Annotated in this window: 16 protein-coding genes; 10 read left to right on the top strand and 6 right to left on the bottom strand. The window is 65.9% G+C overall.

The annotated features are described in order from the left end of the window. Positions 1-17 precede the first annotated feature (17 nt). A complete protein-coding gene (locus ACKI2N_RS21860; protein WP_420995599.1) occupies positions 18-932 on the top strand; it encodes an RNA polymerase sigma-70 factor in 915 nt (304 codons plus the stop codon). Between the two features lie 42 nt (positions 933-974). Here ACKI2N_RS21860 and ACKI2N_RS21865 read toward each other — a convergent pair whose 3' ends face one another. Both ACKI2N_RS21865 and ACKI2N_RS21870 read right to left on the bottom strand, forming a co-directional pair. Then, positions 975-1,730, bottom strand: a complete 756-nt coding sequence (locus tag ACKI2N_RS21865; RefSeq protein ID WP_420995600.1) for an SDR family oxidoreductase — start codon at positions 1,728-1,730, stop codon at positions 975-977. A 109-nt stretch (positions 1,731-1,839) separates the two neighbouring features. Next, entirely contained in the window at positions 1,840-2,301 is a 462-nt protein-coding gene (locus ACKI2N_RS21870; protein ID WP_420995601.1) for a carboxymuconolactone decarboxylase family protein, read from the bottom strand. 466 nt (positions 2,302-2,767) lie between these two features. Here ACKI2N_RS21870 and ACKI2N_RS21875 point away from each other — a divergent pair, with 466 nt between their 5' ends. From ACKI2N_RS21875 to ACKI2N_RS21890, 4 genes are all read left to right on the top strand, one after another. Further along, positions 2,768-3,652: a hypothetical protein gene (locus tag ACKI2N_RS21875; protein WP_420995602.1), complete on the top strand. Its 885-nt coding sequence runs from the start codon at positions 2,768-2,770 to the stop codon at positions 3,650-3,652. A 37-nt stretch (positions 3,653-3,689) separates the two neighbouring features. Then, positions 3,690-4,406: a hypothetical protein gene (locus ACKI2N_RS21880; RefSeq protein WP_420995603.1), complete on the top strand. Its 717-nt coding sequence runs from the start codon at positions 3,690-3,692 to the stop codon at positions 4,404-4,406. 410 nt (positions 4,407-4,816) lie between these two features. Next, positions 4,817-5,791 (top strand): hypothetical protein, encoded by a 975-nt coding sequence (locus tag ACKI2N_RS21885; protein ID WP_420995604.1) that lies wholly within the window; start codon positions 4,817-4,819, stop codon positions 5,789-5,791. A 142-nt stretch (positions 5,792-5,933) separates the two neighbouring features. Beyond that, positions 5,934-6,560: a hypothetical protein gene (locus ACKI2N_RS21890; protein WP_420995605.1), complete on the top strand. Its 627-nt coding sequence runs from the start codon at positions 5,934-5,936 to the stop codon at positions 6,558-6,560. On the opposite strand, the gene tdh is transcribed toward ACKI2N_RS21890, so the two are convergent. From tdh to ACKI2N_RS21905, 3 genes are all read right to left on the bottom strand, one after another. Beyond that, complete coding sequence (tdh, locus tag ACKI2N_RS21895; RefSeq protein WP_420995606.1) at positions 6,555-7,613, bottom strand: L-threonine 3-dehydrogenase; 1,059 nt, start codon at positions 7,611-7,613, stop codon at positions 6,555-6,557. The genes ACKI2N_RS21890 and tdh overlap by 6 nt on opposite strands. A 42-nt stretch (positions 7,614-7,655) precedes the next feature. Beyond that, a complete protein-coding gene (locus tag ACKI2N_RS21900) occupies positions 7,656-8,858 on the bottom strand; it encodes a glycine C-acetyltransferase (RefSeq protein WP_420995607.1) in 1,203 nt (400 codons plus the stop codon). Between the two features lie 85 nt (positions 8,859-8,943). Further along, entirely contained in the window at positions 8,944-9,669 is a 726-nt protein-coding gene (locus ACKI2N_RS21905; protein ID WP_420995608.1) for a TetR/AcrR family transcriptional regulator, read from the bottom strand. Between the two features lie 280 nt (positions 9,670-9,949). Here ACKI2N_RS21905 and ACKI2N_RS21910 point away from each other — a divergent pair, with 280 nt between their 5' ends. The 5 genes from ACKI2N_RS21910 to ACKI2N_RS21930 all read left to right on the top strand — a co-directional run bounded on the left by ACKI2N_RS21910 (position 9,950) and on the right by ACKI2N_RS21930 (position 16,601). Next, positions 9,950-12,085: a hydantoinase/oxoprolinase family protein gene (locus tag ACKI2N_RS21910; protein WP_420995609.1), complete on the top strand. Its 2,136-nt coding sequence runs from the start codon at positions 9,950-9,952 to the stop codon at positions 12,083-12,085. Further along, positions 12,082-13,815 carry a hydantoinase B/oxoprolinase family protein gene (locus ACKI2N_RS21915; RefSeq protein ID WP_420995610.1) on the top strand — a complete coding sequence of 578 codons (1,734 nt, stop codon included), beginning with the start codon at positions 12,082-12,084 and terminating at the stop codon, positions 13,813-13,815. Before ACKI2N_RS21910 ends, ACKI2N_RS21915 begins: the two co-directional genes overlap by 4 nt. 136 nt (positions 13,816-13,951) lie before the next feature. Further along, positions 13,952-14,956, top strand: a complete 1,005-nt coding sequence (locus ACKI2N_RS21920; protein ID WP_420995611.1) for an ABC transporter substrate-binding protein — start codon at positions 13,952-13,954, stop codon at positions 14,954-14,956. A 17-nt stretch (positions 14,957-14,973) separates the two neighbouring features. Next, positions 14,974-15,747 carry an ABC transporter ATP-binding protein gene (locus ACKI2N_RS21925; protein ID WP_420995612.1) on the top strand — a complete coding sequence of 258 codons (774 nt, stop codon included), beginning with the start codon at positions 14,974-14,976 and terminating at the stop codon, positions 15,745-15,747. Positions 15,748-15,761: 14 nt separating this feature from the next. Next, a complete protein-coding gene (locus ACKI2N_RS21930) occupies positions 15,762-16,601 on the top strand; it encodes an ABC transporter permease (protein ID WP_420995613.1) in 840 nt (279 codons plus the stop codon). 23 nt (positions 16,602-16,624) lie between these two features. Here ACKI2N_RS21930 and ACKI2N_RS21935 read toward each other — a convergent pair whose 3' ends face one another. Further along, complete coding sequence (locus tag ACKI2N_RS21935) at positions 16,625-17,551, bottom strand: LysR family transcriptional regulator (protein WP_420995614.1); 927 nt, start codon at positions 17,549-17,551, stop codon at positions 16,625-16,627. Positions 17,552-17,665 lie beyond the last annotated feature (114 nt).

Raw genomic sequence — 17,665 nt, forward strand, 5'->3', positions numbered from 1 at the left:
AACGTCTGGGGGGAGCCATGAACGAAGACACCGAAACCTTTACCCGCCTCCGCCCCCGGCTGCAGGGCATCGCCTACCGCATGCTGGGCTCGGCCGCCGAGGCCGAGGAAGTCGTGCAGGACGCGTGGCTGCGCTGGCACGGGACTGCCAGCGAGACCGTCGACAGCGCCGAGGCCTGGCTGGTCTCCGTGACCACGCGCCTGGCCATCGACCGGCTGCGCAGCGCCAAGGTGCAGCGCGAGCACTACGTCGGCACGTGGCTGCCGGAGCCCGTGATGGCCGATTCGCCGCCCACGCCGGAGCAGATCGTCGAGCGCGCCGACGACGTATCGGTCGCCTTTCTCGCGATGCTCGAACGCCTCGCGCCCGAAGCGCGCGCGGCGTTCCTGCTGCGCGAGGTGTTCGACGCGGACTACGGCGAAGTGGCCGACGCGCTCGGCAAGACCGAGAGCGCGTGCCGGCAGATCGTCCACCGCGCGAAAGCGCAGTTGCAGGACGGACGGCCGCGCTACGCGGTGCCGCCCGAGACCCACCTGCGCCTGCTGCAAGGGTTTGCCGACGCCGCCACGCGCGGGGAGTTCGGCGCGCTCAAGGCCATGCTTGCCGAGGACGCGCAGCTCATCGGCGACGGCGGCGGCAAGGTGCCCAGCTTCGGCGTGCCGCTGGTCGGCGGCCAGCGCATCGCCCAGCTCTACCTCGCCACCAGCCTGCGGTACCGGGGCGCCGTGCAGTTCGAGGCCGTCATCCTCAATGGCCAGTGGGGCCTGCTGCGCTTTATCGACGGCGCGCTGGAATCGGCGCAAGCCATCGAGACCGACGGCGCGCGCATCGTGCGCATCCACGCGCAGCGGAACCCGGACAAGCTCGCGCGCATCGCCGCCGCGCTGGGCCGCGAGCTGGCGGCCACGAAGCTGGCGCCTGGCGTGCCCTGAGCCGCTCATGGCCATCCTGCCGGGCGCTGTGCCGGGAGCGGCTCAGCGCGCGTCCGGCGCGGCCGCGAGCCAGGCTTCCAGCGAGGTCTTGCCGGTCCTGGCCTGGCTGCCCGCGATGAGGGAATCCGCGGCGAGCCGCGTGCCGAAGTACGGCGCGTCCGGATCGGTCACCACCTCGCGCGGATCCCCGCCGGCGCGCAGCACGCGCCGGACCAGCGCGTCGAGCGGAAACGACGCGGGGCCCGCCACTTCGCAGGTACCGTTGAGCGGTGCCTGGCATGCCACGTCGGCAAGCGCCGCGGCGACGTCGGCCGCGGCAATGGGCTGGAGCGGGGCGGACGGCAGCCGCACGGTGCCGTCGCCGGCGCCGGCCTGCGCTATCGATTTCAGGAACTCGAAGAACTGCGTGGCGCGCAGGATGGTGAACGGCACGCCGCCGCGCTCGATCAGCGCTTCCTGGGCGACCTTGGCGCGGAAATAGCCGCTGTCCGGAACCCGCTCCGCGCCCACCACGGACAACGCGACGAAGTGGCGCACGCCAGCCTCGGCGCTGGCCGCCAGCAGGTTCGCCGTCGACGTCCGGAAGAAATGCATGACGGCCTCGTCTTCGAAGGAAGGCGAGTTGGTGACGTCCACGACCACCTCCGCGCCCGCCAGCGCGGGCGCCAGCCCTTCGCCCGTGACCGAGTTGACGCCCGCCGATGGCGAGGCAGCGAATACGGCGTGGCCGGCCTGCTCCAGCAGCGCCGACAGCTTGCGCCCGATGAGGCCGCTACCTCCGATGATGACGATTTTCATGGCAAGTCCTTTCGTTGAGAAATCGGGGACAGCGGCATGACGCCGCCGTCCGTTGCGCAAGACGTGGCCGGCCTGGCCTGGGCCGGCCGACCGGCGCGGCTGCCCGCGCTCAGAATCCGGGCGGCGGATTCTGCGGGATCTGGTTGCGCAGGCTCAGGTTGATCACGTTCCACCCCCGGATGGCCGCGATCGCGTAGGACAACTCGGCGATCTCGTTCTCGCCGAACTGCTCGCGCAGCGCCGGATAGACCGCATCCGTGTCGTCGCGCTGCGGCAGCGCGTTGACAGCCTCCGCCCACGCCAGCGCCGCGCGCTCGCGGGCGTCGAAGAACGGCGCCTCGCGCCAGCCGGCGACGGCGTTCAGGTGGCGCGGCTCGGCCCCCTGCTTGACGAGGTCGCGCCAGTGCATGTCGATGCAGACGCCGCAGCCGTTGATCTGCGAGACGCGCAACTGCACCAGCTCCACCAGCCTGGCGCCGAGCGAGCTCTGCTTGACAGTGCCCGAGAGATTGATCATCGCCTTCAGGTTGGCCGGGGCGAGCTGGAAGAAATTGAGACGTGCGGTGGTCATGGGATTCCTTTGCCTGGTTGCGCGGGCGCCCTGTGCGCCTCGCATGATCACAAGACGGGGGAGGGCGTGGGGTTGTGACAGCGGTGGGGATTTTCTTGCGCCGGCGCAGATTGCTGCCGGCTGGCGCCGGTGTGGAAGAGGGGAACTGGACTGCGGGAATGTGCAACGAAGCCCGCGCAGGTACCGGGGGCTTCCGGCGATGAATTCCGCGCCGCCGGATTATCGGATTATTTTCGGAAATTTCTTCTTTATAAATAGATTTTTCCGAGAACCAAAAACGTGCATCAGGAGATAGCATCCGTCATCACGTGCCAAGTGGATGCGACCGTGCGGTGGCTTCCGATGCAGCGATGAAACGGTGATTGGGAGACAGCCGGAAATGCATGTCCAGCAGGGAACGATGTTCATTAACGGAAGGCGAGCGTGGACTTGTCTTGCCGCATGTGTCGGGTCAAGGCGCCCGTATATGGCAGCTTTTCTCGTCGTCGCTGCCTTGGTATCGGGAGTCGTTCTTGCGCAAGAGCCGCAAAAAGCACCATTCCAGCGGCTGGATGAAGCCGAAATCAAAGCCAAGTACCAGAACTGTCCGGACGGCTATTACACGGGACCCCGCCCTGGAAAGGGTGTCTATACGAAAGATCACTATATCTGGGCGGTGACGCCGGAGTTTGCGGAGCGATTTTGCATGCCGCCGGAGTTTGTCAGTTCAGAACTCAAGGGGGCCGAGGCCGTTGCGTTCAAAATTAGTGAGCGTAGAGATGAGGAGCGGTGTTCCTATAACGGAAACGAAGAGCGCTGCGGATTTGAGAAGGGAATGCGGTTTGAGCTCTATTTCAGGTCTGATATCTCTTTGCCCAAGGCAGTGGATACCACTGTGGCGACTGTGCCAAATGTGCCTTCCGTTTTCATGATCGGCATGTCGGAAAGTCAATATCAAAAGCTAAGAAAGAACAAGCCAGAGAGAACGATACCGACCAAGGCATTCGAGCGATCGCAGATCGGAATATCCGGTGTAAAGGATGGAAAGATAGTTTGGCCGATCACTACGCTGCATGAACAGACCTATTTCTCTCGCGTTTTCGATGGTATTGACTACGTGGCGGTGGAGGGAAGCACCGGCATGTTTACCAATCCGAGGATGGAAGCATTGGATGTACGAAGGTTTGCGATCACGATAAGAAGATTGGGTGATCAGACTCCTTCCAATGACGGCAGAAAGCTAGATGATTTTGCATATTTAGTAGAGTTGCCGGAGTCGTTCTCAAACAAGATTCGGGCTATCGACAAGGTGCGAGGATTGAACTACAAGGCAATGGTTGAAGAATATCTGCGCCGAAGATCGCAAAGATAAACAGTAGTTCTATCTGCGACTATCGGAGAAAGAGAGAATGGCTAGTGATTACAGTGCAATCATAAAATACATGCCGTTTGCGAAGGGCGTCTATGGCACCGGCTCAGGTACGCAGCCGCTGGCCGTAGGCTGGAATCAACCGGTCACGGTGACTGACTTCAAAGCCACTTCTCCAAACTTCCAGGCAGCACTCTATAAAGACAGTCAAAGCGGGAAATACCATATCGCCATTGCCGGAACAGACGATCTCAAAGGCGATGCCATGGCGGACCTCGTATTGGCCGGGCAGGATGCGTATGCGGTCGGATGGCATCCAGAGATGACCGATGCATTGTCATTCTCGTATGAGGCTATTAAGCAGATTCGGAGCGATTTGGAGCGGGAACTTGGCCGTCCGCCGGAACTCACCGACATCCGCGCACGAGTCGACGTCTCCGGCCACTCCCTCGGCGGCGCACTGGCCGAAATGGTCGGCAAGTTCTTCGGCCTGTCGGGATACAACATCGACGGTCCCGGCGTGACGAAGCTGATCACGCGTCCGGAATACGGCGCCTTCCAGGACAAGGTTCGCGAGGATTTTCCCGAGCTGGAGAGTGATTACAAGCTGGCTCCGGGGCAATTCGGATCGACCGCGTTTTCCATTGTCGGGGCTGCCGGAACCCATCTGGACGGCGTCGCTTTCACCGCCCAGCCCGGTGTGCTGGCGGATTACTTCGCCATGGTCGGACCGCTGGCGATTGGCGTGGCGAGCTGAAAGAAATTGAGACGTGCGGTAGTCATGGGATTCCCTTTGCCTGGTTGCGCGGGCGCCCTGTGTGCCTCGCGTGATTACAAGACGGCGGAGGGAATGGGGTTGTGACGGCGGTGGGGAAGTTTTTGGCGCTGGCGCAGATTGTGTGGCAGGCCGGCTCCGGCGTGGATGAGCAGAGCCGGACTGCGGAAGCATGGAAAGGCGCTCGCGCAGATGCCCGGGGGCTTCCGGCGATAAATTCCGTGCCGCCAGATTATCGGATTATTTTCGGAAATTTCTTCTTTATAAATAGACTTTTCCGAGAACCAAAGGCGTGCGTCGGGAGATAGCATCCGTTATCACATGCTTAGCGGATGCGACCGTGCGGTGGCTTCCGGTGCAGCAATGAAACGGCGATTGGGAGACCGGCGCAAATGCATGTCCAGCAGGGATCTATGCTCATTAACGGAAGACGGGTGTGGACTCATTTCACCGCATGTCTCGGATTGAAGCGCCCGTACACGGCGGTTTTTCTCGTCGCCGCTGCCTTGGCATCGGAAGTCATTCCTGCGCAAGAACTGCCAAAGGCACCATTCCAGCGGCTGGACGAGGCGGAAATCCGGGCCAAGTACCAGAGCTGCCCGGACGGTTATTACACGGGGCCGCGTCCTGGAAAAGGTGTTTATACGAAGGATCACTATATCTGGACCGTAACGCCGGAGTTCGCCGAGCGATATTGCATGCCGCCCGAGTTCGTCAGCAAGGAACTGAAGGGGGCCGAGGCGGTAGCATTTGCCATTTCGGAAAACAGGGACGAAGAGCGTTGCAGGTTTAATGGAGTGGAAGAGAAATGCGGCGCTCCAAAATCTCTGAGGTTCGAGTTGTATTTCAAGTCGGAGGTGTCTCTTCCAAAAAGGATTGAGACCTCGATTGCGCTGGTTCCTTCTCTTCCGTCCACCTATATGGTGGCACGGTCAAGGAAAAGGATGAGTGAGGTGCTACGTGCCGAGTCTCCTGATCGTGAAATACCAATCAAGGCATTCGAAATATCCCAAATCGGGATATCTGGTATCAAGGAAGGCCGAATTGTCTGGCCGATTACCACGTTGCATGAACAAGCATACTTTGCACATGTATTTGCCGGTATTGACTATCTGGCTGTAGAGGGAAGTACGGGTATGTTTACCAATCCGCGGATGGAGGCGCAGGATGTACGGAAATTCGTTATAGATTTTCGTATTATAGGGGACAAGACTTACAGAGATGATGATCGCTTACTAAGTGAGTTTGCCCATGTTGTTGAGTTGCCTGAATCATTCACCGATAAGGTCCGCATGATCGATAAGGCGCGCGGCCTTAATTACAGAGCGCTGGTCGAAGGATTTCTTCATCGTCAATCGATAAAATAATAGATAAATCTGTTCGTGACTGGAGGGCGGCAAGGCTATGGCGACTGACTATGGGGCAATAATAAAATACATACCTTTTGCCAAAGGTGCATATGGTACAGGGCCTGGAACAAATCCGCTATCGGTCGGTTGGAGTGATCCAGTGACGGTTCAAAAATTCAAAGCCACCTCTCCCGATTTCCAGGCGGCACTTTACAAGGATAGCCAGAGTGGAAAATATCACATCGCTATTGCTGGTACCGATGATCTAAAAGGCGATGCCATCGCAGATCTTGTGTTGGCTGGACAGGATTTGCATGCAGTGAGATGGCATCCAGAGATGACTGATGCGTTGTCATTCTCATACGAAGCCATGAAGATAATCGCCGGCGATCTCCAATTCAGACTGAAACGTCCGCCTACGCTTGAAGAAGTACGTGAGGAAGTCGACGTCTCCGGCCACTCCCTCGGCGGCGCACTGGCCGAAATGGTCGGCAAGTTCTTTGGCCTGTCGGGATACAACATCGATGGTCCCGGCGTGACGAAGCTGATCACGCGTCCGGAATACGGCGCCTTCCAGGACAAGGTTCGCGAGGATTTTCCCGAGCTGGAGAGTGATTACAAGCTGGCTCCGGGGCAATTCGGATCGACCGCGTTTTCCATTGTCGGGGCTGCCGGAACCCATCTGGACGGCGTCGCTTTCACCGCCCAGCCCGGTGTGATGGCGGGCAAGACAATCCATCAGTTCGTCCCGCAGGGCGCCACGGGGAGAAGCGTCATCACGCTATGAAGTGCCGCCGGCGCGCAGTGTGCGGCCGCCGGTCCAGTCCAGCACCACCTTCCCGCTGTTGCCCGACAGCATGGCCGCGAACCCGTCCTGGAAATCGTCCACGCTGTAGCGATGCGTGATCATGGGCGTCAGGTCGAGCCCGCTTTGCAGCATGGCGACCATCTTGTACCAGGTCTCGAACATCTCGCGGCCGTAGATGCCCTTGATTTCCAGGCCCTTGAAGATGACCTGGTTCCAGTCGATCGCCATCTGCGACGGCGGGATGCCGAGCAAGGCGATCTTGCCGCCGTGGTTCATGTGCTCGAGCATGGTGGCGAACGCGCTCGGCACGCCCGACATCTCCATGCCGACGTCGAAGCCCTCGGTCATGTGCAGCGCGGCGGCCACGTCCCCGAGGTTTTCGTGCTGCACGTTGACGGCGCGCGTGGCGCCCATCTTGCGGGCCAGGGCGAGGCGGTAGTCGTTGACGTCGGTGATCACCACGTTGCGCGCGCCCACGTGGCGGGCGATGGCGGCGGCCATGATGCCGATCGGGCCGGCGCCGGTGATGAGCACGTCCTCGCCGACGAGGTTGAACGACAGCGCGGTGTGGGTGGCGTTGCCGAACGGATCGAAGATGGCGGCGATCTCGTCCGGGATGTCGTCGGGGATGCGGAAGGCGTTAAAGGCGGGAATCACCAGGTATTCGGCGAAGGCGCCGGGCCGGTTGACGCCCACGCCCACCGAGTTGCGGCACAGGTGGCGGCGCCCGGCGCGGCAGTTGCGGCAGAACCCGCAGGTGATGTGCCCTTCGCCGGAGACGCGGTCGCCGATGGCCAGGCCGCGCACTTCCTGGCCGATGGCGACGATTTCGCCGACGTATTCGTGCCCTACCTGCATCGGTACCGGGATGGTGTGCTGCGCCCACTCGTCCCATTTCCAGATGTGGATGTCGGTGCCGCAGATGGCGGTCTGCCGGATGCGGATCATCACGTCGTTGTGGCCGACCTCCGGCACCGGCACGTCGGTCATGGCCAGGCCGGGCGCGCGTTCGGTCTTGGCGAGGGCTTTCATGGCTGGGCTCCTTGCTGTGCTGTACCGATGCGGCTCGCCGGCTCAGGCGATGGCGCCGAACTGCCGGCCCACCTTGGCGAAGGCGGCGACCGCGCGCTCGATCTGGGCGGGGGTGTGCGCGGCGCTCATCTGCGTGCGGATGCGCGCGCGGCCCTTGGGCACCACCGGGAAGGAGAAGCCGACCACGTACACGTGCTCGGCCAGCAGCGCGTCGGCCATGCCGGTGGCGAGCGCTGCGTCGCCCAGCATGACCGGGATGATGGGGTGCTGCCCGGGCACCAGCGTGAAGCCGAGCGCGCTCATCTCGCGGCGGAAGTGCTCGCCGTTCTCGCGCACGCGCCGGCGCAGCGCGGCGCCTTCGCCGCTGGCCAGCAGCTCCAGCACCTCGAGCGTGGCCGCGGCGATGCTGGGCGCCAGCGAGTTGGAGAACAGGTAGGGGCGCGAGCGCTGGCGCAGCAGGTCCACGATCTCGCGGTGCGCCGCCACGTAGCCGCCGGACGCGCCGCCCAGCGCCTTGCCGAGCGTGCCGGTGACGATGTCCACGCGGCCCTCCACGCCGCACAGCTCGGGCGTGCCGCGCCCGTGCTCGCCGACGAAGCCGACCGCGTGGGAGTCGTCCACCATCACCAGCGCGCCGTACCGGTCGGCCAGGTCGCAGATCGCGCGCAGGTCGGCGACGATGCCGTCCATCGAGAACACGCCGTCGGTGGCGATCAGCTTGAAGCGCGCGCCGGCGGCATCGGCCTCTTGCAGGCGCGCTTCCAGGCCGGCCATGTCGTTGTTGCGGTAGCGGTAGCGCTTCGCCTTGCACAGGCGCACGCCGTCGATGATGCTGGCGTGGTTGAGCTCGTCGCTGATGACCGCGTCCTGGTCGTCGAGCAGCGTTTCGAACAGGCCGCCGTTGGCGTCGAAGCAGCTCGAGTAGAGGATGCTGTCGCCGGTGCGCAGGAATTTCGCCAGCGCCGCCTCCAGCGTCTTGTGCACCGACTGCGTGCCGCAGATGAAGCGCACCGATGCCATGCCGAAGCCGTCCTGCTCGAGTCCGCGCCGCGCCGCCGCGACCAGGCGCGGGTCGTCGGCCAGGCCCAGGTAGTTGTTGGCGCAGAAGTTCAGGACGTGCTCGCCGCCGGCCAGCCGGATATCGGCCGCCTGCGGGCTGGCGATGACGCGCTCCGTCTTGTGGAAGCCGTCGGCGCGGATGGCGTCGAGCGTGTCGCGCAGATGGGAAAGATAGCGGTCGCGCATGGCACCCCCTGGCTTGGTGGTTGGTCCACTGCCTATGGTATGCCTGATGCCGCGCAGGCGCAGGAAAATGTGGCGCGCCTCGCGCTCAGGGCTGCGGCGCCTCCGCCTCGGCGGGCTGCGCCGCCGCCTGCGGACAGCCCGGCGCCCCGGCGCGCGCTTCGCCGAAATTGCACAGGTAGCTCATCACCATGTCCGGCACATGCCGCAGGCGCGAGGCCACGCGCTCCGGCGCGGCAAGATCCACGCCCAGCACGAAGGACAGCGTGTAGCGGTTCGAGATGAAGTAGGAACCCAGCCCCGAGATCGACACGTAGAGATCGACCCAGTCCGCGTCGGGGCGGAACACGCCCTGCGCCTTGCCGCGCTCGAGGATTTCCGCCAGCGCGCTCTTGAGCGGATTGAACATGGCCGGAATCACCTTGGACTGGCGGATGTGCTCGGCCTTGTGCAGGTTCTCGGTGCCGAGCAGCAGGATGAATTCGGGCTGCTCGATGAAATGCTGGATGGTGTGCATCACCAGCGCGCGCATGTCGTCGACCGGGTTGTCGCCGGTCAGGCCGAGCTCGTTCTGGCGCTCGCGCATGGCGGCGTAGGCGCGCTCCATGACTTCGATGAACAGCGCTTCCTTGCTGTCGAAGTAGTGGTAGACCAGGTTCTTGCTGATCTTGCTGCGCGCCACGATGCTGTCGACGCGCGCGCCGTCGAAGCCCTTGGCGGCGAATTCCTTCGACGCCATCTGCAGGATTTTTTCGCGCGTGGCCTGGGCATCGCGGGGCTTGGGCTTGCGCGCGGTCTTGGCGGTGGCTGGCATGGCGATGGTTTCCTTGAAGTTGTGCGAAGCGCTGCGCCGTGATGGTGCGTGCGCTAACCAGATGGTTAGTGTACACCGCCCGGCATGCACAAAAAACATGCGCAAAGCCTTGCCAGGCAACATTCTTGTGCTCCGTGAAAACCCGGTTGACAAGCCAAAACGCGTCTTCTATTGTACTGACTAGTTAGTTAGCTGATGAATCGGTGCGCAGTCCCCGGCAAGGGATCGCGCGGCACGGGCAAGTTGCCCGCGCCTCACAAATCTGGAATCTGGAGAGGACATGGTTCAAGCAGGAAGCAAGGCGGGCGTGCGCGTCGGCTGCGACATCGGCGGTACCTTCACTGACATCGTCCTGGCCATGCCGGACGGCCGCCTGTTCGTCAACAAGACCTCGACCACGCCGCACGATCTCGGCGAGGCCATCGTGACCGGTCTCAAGGCGCTGATCGCGCAGGCCGGCATCGCGCCGGGCGACATTACCGAGATCGTGCACGGCACCACCACGGCCTCCAACACCATCCTGCAGAAGGTGGGCGCGCGCACCGGCGTGCTGACCACGGCGGGCTTCCGCGACGTCCTGGAGATCGGGCGCATCCGCACGCCCACCATGTTCGACCTGGGCTGGCAGAAGCCGCTGCCGCTGGCGCCGCGGCGCTACCGCCGCGGCCTCAACGAGCGCATCGACGCGCGCGGCAACATCGTGGTGCCGCTGGACGCCGACGAGGTGCTGCGCGTGGCGCGCGGGCTGGTGGAAGAGGGCGTGGAGGCGCTGGCGATCTGCTTCATCAACAGCTACATCAACCCGGTGCACGAGCTGCAGGCCAAGGCGCGCCTGGAGCGCGAGTTCCCGCGCCTGCTGGTGACCGCGTCGTGCGACGTGCTGCCGGAGATCAAGGAGTACGAGCGCACCAGCACCACGGTGGTCAACGCCTACATCCTGCCGGCCATGCGCACCTACCTGCGCCGCCTCAAGGACGACCTCGGCCGCATGGGCGTGACCGCGTCGCTGCAGGTGATGGCTTCCAACGGCGGCATGATGGGCGTGGGCAGCGCCAGCGACAAGCCGGTGTTCGCGGTGGCCTCCGGCCCGGCCGGCGGCGTGGCCGGCGCGGCGCAGATCGGCGCGCTCGGCGGCGGCAGCGACCTGATCGTGTTCGACATGGGCGGCACCACCGCCAAGGCTTCCATCATCACCGACGGCGTGCCGTCGCTGACCACCGAATACGAGTTCCGCGACGGCATCAGCGCGCCGAGCCGCTTCGTCAAGGGCGGCGGCTACGTGCTCAAGGTGCCCGCCATCGACATCGCCGAGGTGGGCGCGGGCGGCGGCTCGCTGGCGTGGATCGATGCCGGCGGCCTGCTGTGCGTGGGGCCGGAGTCGGCCGGCGCCAATCCGGGCCCGGCCTGCTACGGCCGCGGCAACGACCGCCCCACCGTGACCGATGCCAACATGGTGCTCGGCTATCTCAATCCCGCCGCGCTCGCCGGCGGCAGCCTCAAGGTGGACCCGGCGCAGTCGGTGCGCGCCATCGACACGCACATCGGCGCCCCGCTCGGCCTCGACACGCTGGCCGCCGCGCACGGCATCCGCCACGTGGCCAACGTCAGCATGGCGCGCGCGCTGCGCGCCGTGACGGTGGAGCGCGGGCGCGACCCGCGCGACATGACCATGATCGCCTTCGGCGGCGGCGGCCCGCTGCACGCGGTGGACGTGGCCATGCTGCTCGGCATCAGGCGCGTGATCGCGCCGGTCATGGCGGGCGTGTTCTGCTCGGCCGGCATGCTGTGCGCCGACGCCGAGCACAACTTCGTCAAGGCCATCCTGCGCCCGCTGGCCGAGTGCGACGCGGCCGGCATCGGCGCGGTGATCGCGGAGCTGCGCCAGCAGGGCCTGGCGGTGCTCGCGCTGGAAGGCTACGGGCAGGAGGCGGTGGAAATCGCCGTGGGCATCGACCTGCGCTACCTGGGCCAGAGCTCCGAGCTGACCATCCCGCTGGCGGGCGGACGCGACGGCGCCGCGCCCGACGCGGCCGCCATCGCGCGGTTGGTGGAAGACTTCGGCGCGCTCTACCAGCAGACCTTCGGCTACCGCAACGACGAGCCGCTCGAGCTGGTCAACATCCGCCTGAGCGCCTACGGCCGCAGCGACCAGCGGCTGGACTTCGACGCCATCCAGGTCGACGCCAGCGCGCTGCACGGCGTGGCCGGCACGCGCCCGGTGAGCTTCGGGCGCGACCAGGCGCCGCGCGAAACGCAGCTGGTGCCGCGCTCGGCCATCACCGCCGCGCCGCGCCAGGGGCCGCTCATCATCGAGTCCTACGACACCACCATCGTGGTGCCGCCCGGCGCCTCGGCGCGCGCCGACAAGATCGGCAACATCATCATCGACATCGACAGCCCCCAGGAGGCAGCATGAGCACGCAGTTCGACCCGGTGACCTTCGCGGTCGTCAAGAACGCGATGGATTCCATCGTCGACGAAGTGGCCTACACGGTCATCCGCACCGCGCGCTCGGAGATCGTCAAGGACGTGATGGACTATTCCGCCGCCATCTGCGACCGCCACGGCCGCATGGTGGCCCAGGCCAAGACCATCGCGCTGCACCTGGGCGCCATCCCCGAGGCCATGGAAGCGGTGCAGGCGCGCTACGGCGACGCGCTGCGCCCCGGCGACGCGGTCATCGTCAACGACCCGTACCAGGGCGGCATGCACCTGCCGGACATCTTCATGTTCGTGCCGTTCTTCTACCGCGGCGAGCTCGAGGGCTGGTGCGTGGTGATCTGCCACCACACCGACGTGGGCGGCCGCGTGCCGGGCTCCAACGCCAGCGACTCCACCGAGATCTACCAGGAAGGCCTGCGCATCCCGGTGCTCAAGCTCTATGAGGCCGGCCAGGTCAACGACACGCTCGAGCGCATCATCGCGCAGAACGTGCGCGTGCCGGACCGGGTGCTGGGCGACCTCAAGGCGCAGTACGCCGCCACCCAGGTCGGCGTGCGCGAGCTGACCGCGCTGTTCGACCGCTACGGCCGCGCGGACACGCGCGCCTACCTGAACGAACTGCTGGACTACGCCGAGCGCCTCACGCGCGAGGAAATCCGCAAATGGCCCAAGGGCACCTTCCACTTCACCGACTACATCGACGACGACGGCCTCTCGCCCGAGCCGATCCCGATCCAGGTGGCGCTGACCGTGCACGACGACCACGTCAGCGCGGACTACACCGGCTCGTCGCCGCAGGTGCGCGCGGCCATCAACTCCACGCTGTCGTACACCAAGTCGTGCACCTACCTGAGCGTGCGCTGCGCGCTCAAGGGCGACGTGCCCAACAATGCGGGCGTGTTCCGCTGCATCGAGGTGCACGTGCCCGAAGGCTCGGTGCTCAACCCGCTGCCGCCGAGCGCGGTGGCGGCGCGCGCGCTGACCGGCTACCGCGTGTTCGACGCCATGCTCGGCGCGCTCGCGCAGATCGTGCCGGACCGCATCCCCGCCGCCGGCGAGGGCGGCAACACCGTGGTGTGCCTGTCCGGCAAGGGCGACAACGGCAAGCCCTACATCATCGTCGACATGATCTGCGGCGCCTGGGGCGGCCGGCCGGCCAGCGACGGCATCGAGGCCATCACCAACGCCTCGCAGAACCTGTCCAACACGCCGGTGGAAACGCTCGAGGCGCAGCACCCGGTGCGCGTGGAAGCCTACGAGCTGGTCGAGGACTCCTGCGGCGCGGGCCAGTTCCGCGGCGGCCTGGGCATCCGCCGCAGCTACCGCGTGCTGGCGCCGGACGCGCTGCTGCAGTTGCGCGCGGACCGCATGAAGTTCTCGCCATACGGACTGGCCGGCGGCGAGGCGGCCAGGCCGGCACGCAACCTGCTTGAGCATGACGGGGCCACCACCGAGCTGCCGAGCAAGATCGGCATGACGATCGCGCGCGGCGACCTGGTCACGCACATCCAGCCCGGCGGCGGCGGCTTCGGCGATCCGCTCGCGCGCGACCTGGGCCGCATCCGCGAGGACGTGTGGAACCACAAGCTCAGCGCCGGCTTCGTGCGCGAGCACTACCATGTGGTGGCGGACCCCGCCACCGGCGAGGTCGACGTCGCCGCCACCGCCGCGCTGCGCGCGCAGCGGCTGGCCAGGGCGGCGTAGGCGCGGCCCGGTCGCGGCGGCACCGCGGCAGGGATTCACGGATTCACGGATTCACGGATTCACGCTTTCACGGATTCACGGTCACACCGGAGGCGGGTACACATCGATACCCGCCCACGCCCACAAGGAAACTACGATGCGTTCTTCTGTCATGAAACTGGCCTGGCGCGCCTGCGCCGCCGCCGCGACATCGATGCTGCTGACGGCCGCCTCCATGGCGCAGGCCGCCGAGCAGAAGCTGCTGGTGCGGATGGATTACTCGCCGTGGGGCATGCACGCGGCCATGCACCTGGCCAGGCAAAAGGGCTGGTTCCAGGAGGCCGGGCTCGACGTGGAGGTGCAGGACGGCACCGGCACCATCAACACCCTGCAACTGCTGGCCGCCGGCCAGGCCGACGTGGGCCAGGTGCAGCTCGGCACCATGGCGGTGGCCAAGGAAAACGGGCTGGACCTGATGTCCATCGCCGGCTTCGCGCGCAAGGGCGACCTGGCCGTGATGGTGGACGAGAAGCTCGGCGTGAAGTCGGTGCAGGACCTGGTCGGCAAGAAGCTGGTGTGCTTCACCACCAGCCCGTGGGCGCCGTTCATCGATCCCTACTTCAAGGCCAACGGCATCGCCAAGGGCAAGGCCAGCATCGTGATGGTGGCGCCGGCGGCGATGATCTCCACCTACGCCTCGGGCAACAGCGACGGCTTCCTCTCGCAGGCGCCGTTCGGCCAGCCGATGGTGTCCAAGGTGCGCCCGGCCAAGGCGCTGCTGCTGTCCGACAGCGGCATCAACTTTCCCAGCTACGGCCTGGTGGCCACGCCGCAGCGGCTGGCCGAGAAGGGCGCGGCGATCCGGAAGTTCGCCCAAATCCAGGTGCGCGCGTGGGAGTACATCTACAACGGCCACGTCGACGAAGGCGTGGCGGCGATCCAGGCGCAGCGGCCCAACGTCAAGCTCGACCCGCAGATCCTGCAGGCGCAGATCCAGGCCTACCGCCCGTTCTTCGACAGCCCCACGCAGAAGAGCCTGCCGTTCGGCCGCCAGGACGACGCCGACTGGGCCGCCGCGATCCGCTCGATGGAGCAGGCCGGCATGATCAAGCCCGGCCACAAGCCGGCCGACTACTACACCAACGCCATGCTGGCGAACTAGGCGCGGGAGACGGAAAGATGTCGGCATTCCTGCAGATCGGGCAGCTCAACAAGATCTATCATTCGCAGCGCGAGCCGCTCTACGCGCTCAAGGACGTCAGCCTCGACATCGAGGAAGGCGAGTTCGTCAGCATCGTCGGGCCCAGCGGCTGCGGCAAGAGCACGCTGCTCAAGTGCGTGGCCGGGCTGGAGCCCATCTCCAGCGGCCACCTCGCGCTGCAGGGCGACCCCATCGTGGGGCCGCCGGCCAACATGGGCGTGGTGTTCCAGCGCGACCTGCTGCTGGACTGGCGCACCATCCTCGACAACGTGCTGATCGCCGCCGAGTTCCACGACCTCGACCGGCGCGATTTCGAGGAGCGCGCGCGCGCCGTGCTCAACCTGTTCGGCCTGGGCGCGTTCGCCGACCGCTATCCGTGGGAGCTGTCCGGCGGCATGCGCCAGCGCGCCTCGATCTGCCGCGCGCTGCTGGTGGACCCGCAGCTGCTGCTGATGGACGAGCCGTTCGGCGCGCTCGACCCGTTCACGCGCGACGATCTCAACGAAGAACTGCAGCGCACCTGGCTGGCCACCGGCAAGACCGTGCTGTTCATCACGCACTCGATCTCGGAGGCGGTCTACCTGAGCGACCGGGTGGTGGTGATGTCGCGCAATCCCGGCGGCGTCGCCGCGGTGATTCCGATCGAGCTGGAGCGCCCGCGCGGGCTGGCGGTGCGGGAAACCGAAGCGTTCGCGGGCTATGTCGCGCAGATCCGCCAGATCTTCCGCGAGCTTGGCATCTACAGGGGATGAGGGGGGATGAAGCAATGAAGCGGATCTGGAAACGTTCCGAGAACAGCCGCCTGGCCGTTCTCACCATCGTGGTGCTGCTGCTGGTGTGGGAAGGCGCGGTGCGCGCGTTCGGCGTGCGCGAGTTCCTGCTGCCGCCGCCGAGCAAGATCTTCGCGCAGTTCCTGTCGCAGCCGGGCTTCCTGCTGATGCAGAGCCTGGACACCCTGCAGACCACGCTGGCCGGCTTTGCCATCGCCGTGCTGCTGGGCGTGGGCGCGGCCATCGGCATCGTCTACTCGCGCTTCCTGGAGCGCACGCTGTACTCGCTGATGGTGGCGCTCAACGCCGTGCCCAAGGTCGCGCTGGCGCCGCTGTTCGTGATCTGGCTCGGCACCGGCTCGGCGCCCAAGGTCGCCATCGCCATGCTGATCGCGATCTTCCCGATCCTGATCGACACCGTGCTCGGGCTGAAGTCGGTCGATCCCGAGATGCTCAACATGGCGCGCGCCAACCAGGCCTCGCGCAGCAAGGTGCTGTGGAAGATCCGCTTTCCCAGCGCGCTGCCGAGCATCTTCGCGGGCATGAAGGTCGGCGTGTCGTTCGCGCTGGTGGGCACCATCGTGGGCGAGTTCGTGGCTGGCGAGACCGGCCTCGGCCACGTGATCCTGGTGGCGCAGGGCAGCTTCGACACGCCCACCGTGTTCGTCGCGCTGGCGCTGCTGTGCGCGCTCGGCGTGATCCTGTTCAAGGCGCTCGAATGGGCGGAGGAAAAGCTGCTGCCGTGGCATGCCTCGCAGCGCGGCAGGCCGGTGGAAGGCAATGCGCCCGCGGCCGGCGCCGAGCGCGTGCCGCAACTGGCCCAGGCCCGGCGCTGAGGCGGGCGCGCAGGCCCGCGCGCCTACTTCGGCGCGGGCGCGCCGCCGGTGCCGGCCGCGATCAGCGCCGGCACCACGTCGTGCAGCCGCGACAGCACGTAGCGCGACGCGCGCGACAGCGGGTGGTGCCGCGTGATGCCGATGGCGATCGTGCGCGGTATCTCCGGCTTGCGGATCTCCAGCGCGCCGAGCTGCCCCGCGTGGAGCTCGTCGTCCACGCCGAGCAGCGGCAGGATGGTCATGGCGTGCCCGCCCATGACGACCTGCTTCATGGTCGCCAGCGACTCGACCTCCAGCACCACGTTCAGCGCGATGCCATGCTGGCGCGCATGCTGGTCCAGGATCGAGCGCAGGCCGTTGGGCGCCGACGGCAGCACCAGCGGCAGGCCGGCGAGCTCGCGCAGCGCGAGCTCGCGCCGCCGCGCCAGCGCATGGGTGCCGGCGCAGATCAGGTAGGTGCCGACCTGGCCGACGATGTCCTCGTCCTGGCGCGGGCCGTGGCCGTAGCGGCTGACCACCGCCATGTCGATGCGCCCCGAGACGAGCTGCTCGTCGAGCTGGCCGCTGAATCCCTCCGAGATATGAAGCAGCACGCCGGGCGCCTTCGCCTGCGTGTCCTCGAACAGCCGCGTCACCAGCCGGCGCGCCATCGACGGCAGCACGCCCACGCGGACCACGCCCGACGGCACTCCCGCCGCGTCCTTCACCTCGTCCTGCAGCCGTGCCGACTGCGCCAGCAGCAACTGCACCTGCGGAAAGATGCGCCGGCCGAATTCCGACAGCACCACGCCCCGTCCGGTGCGCTCGAACAGCCGGTCGCCCCACTGCGCCTCGAGCTGGCCGATGCTGCGGCTGACCAGCGACTGGGCCACGCCGGTGGCCCGGGCGGCGCGCGACAGCGAGCCGAGCTCCGCCACCAGCACCAGCGTTTCGAGTTGCTTGATGTTCATGTCGTGGAAGGCAGGCGCCGCGCCAGCCCATGCAAATAGTGGATATCAGGTATATCCGATTCTACGCTTATGCATTTCCGTCGGGGTCTCTACACTGCGCTCACGCCTGGCCAT

Source organism: Cupriavidus sp. 30B13 (assembly GCF_049059565.2).
Taxonomy (GTDB): domain Bacteria; phylum Pseudomonadota; class Gammaproteobacteria; order Burkholderiales; family Burkholderiaceae; genus Cupriavidus.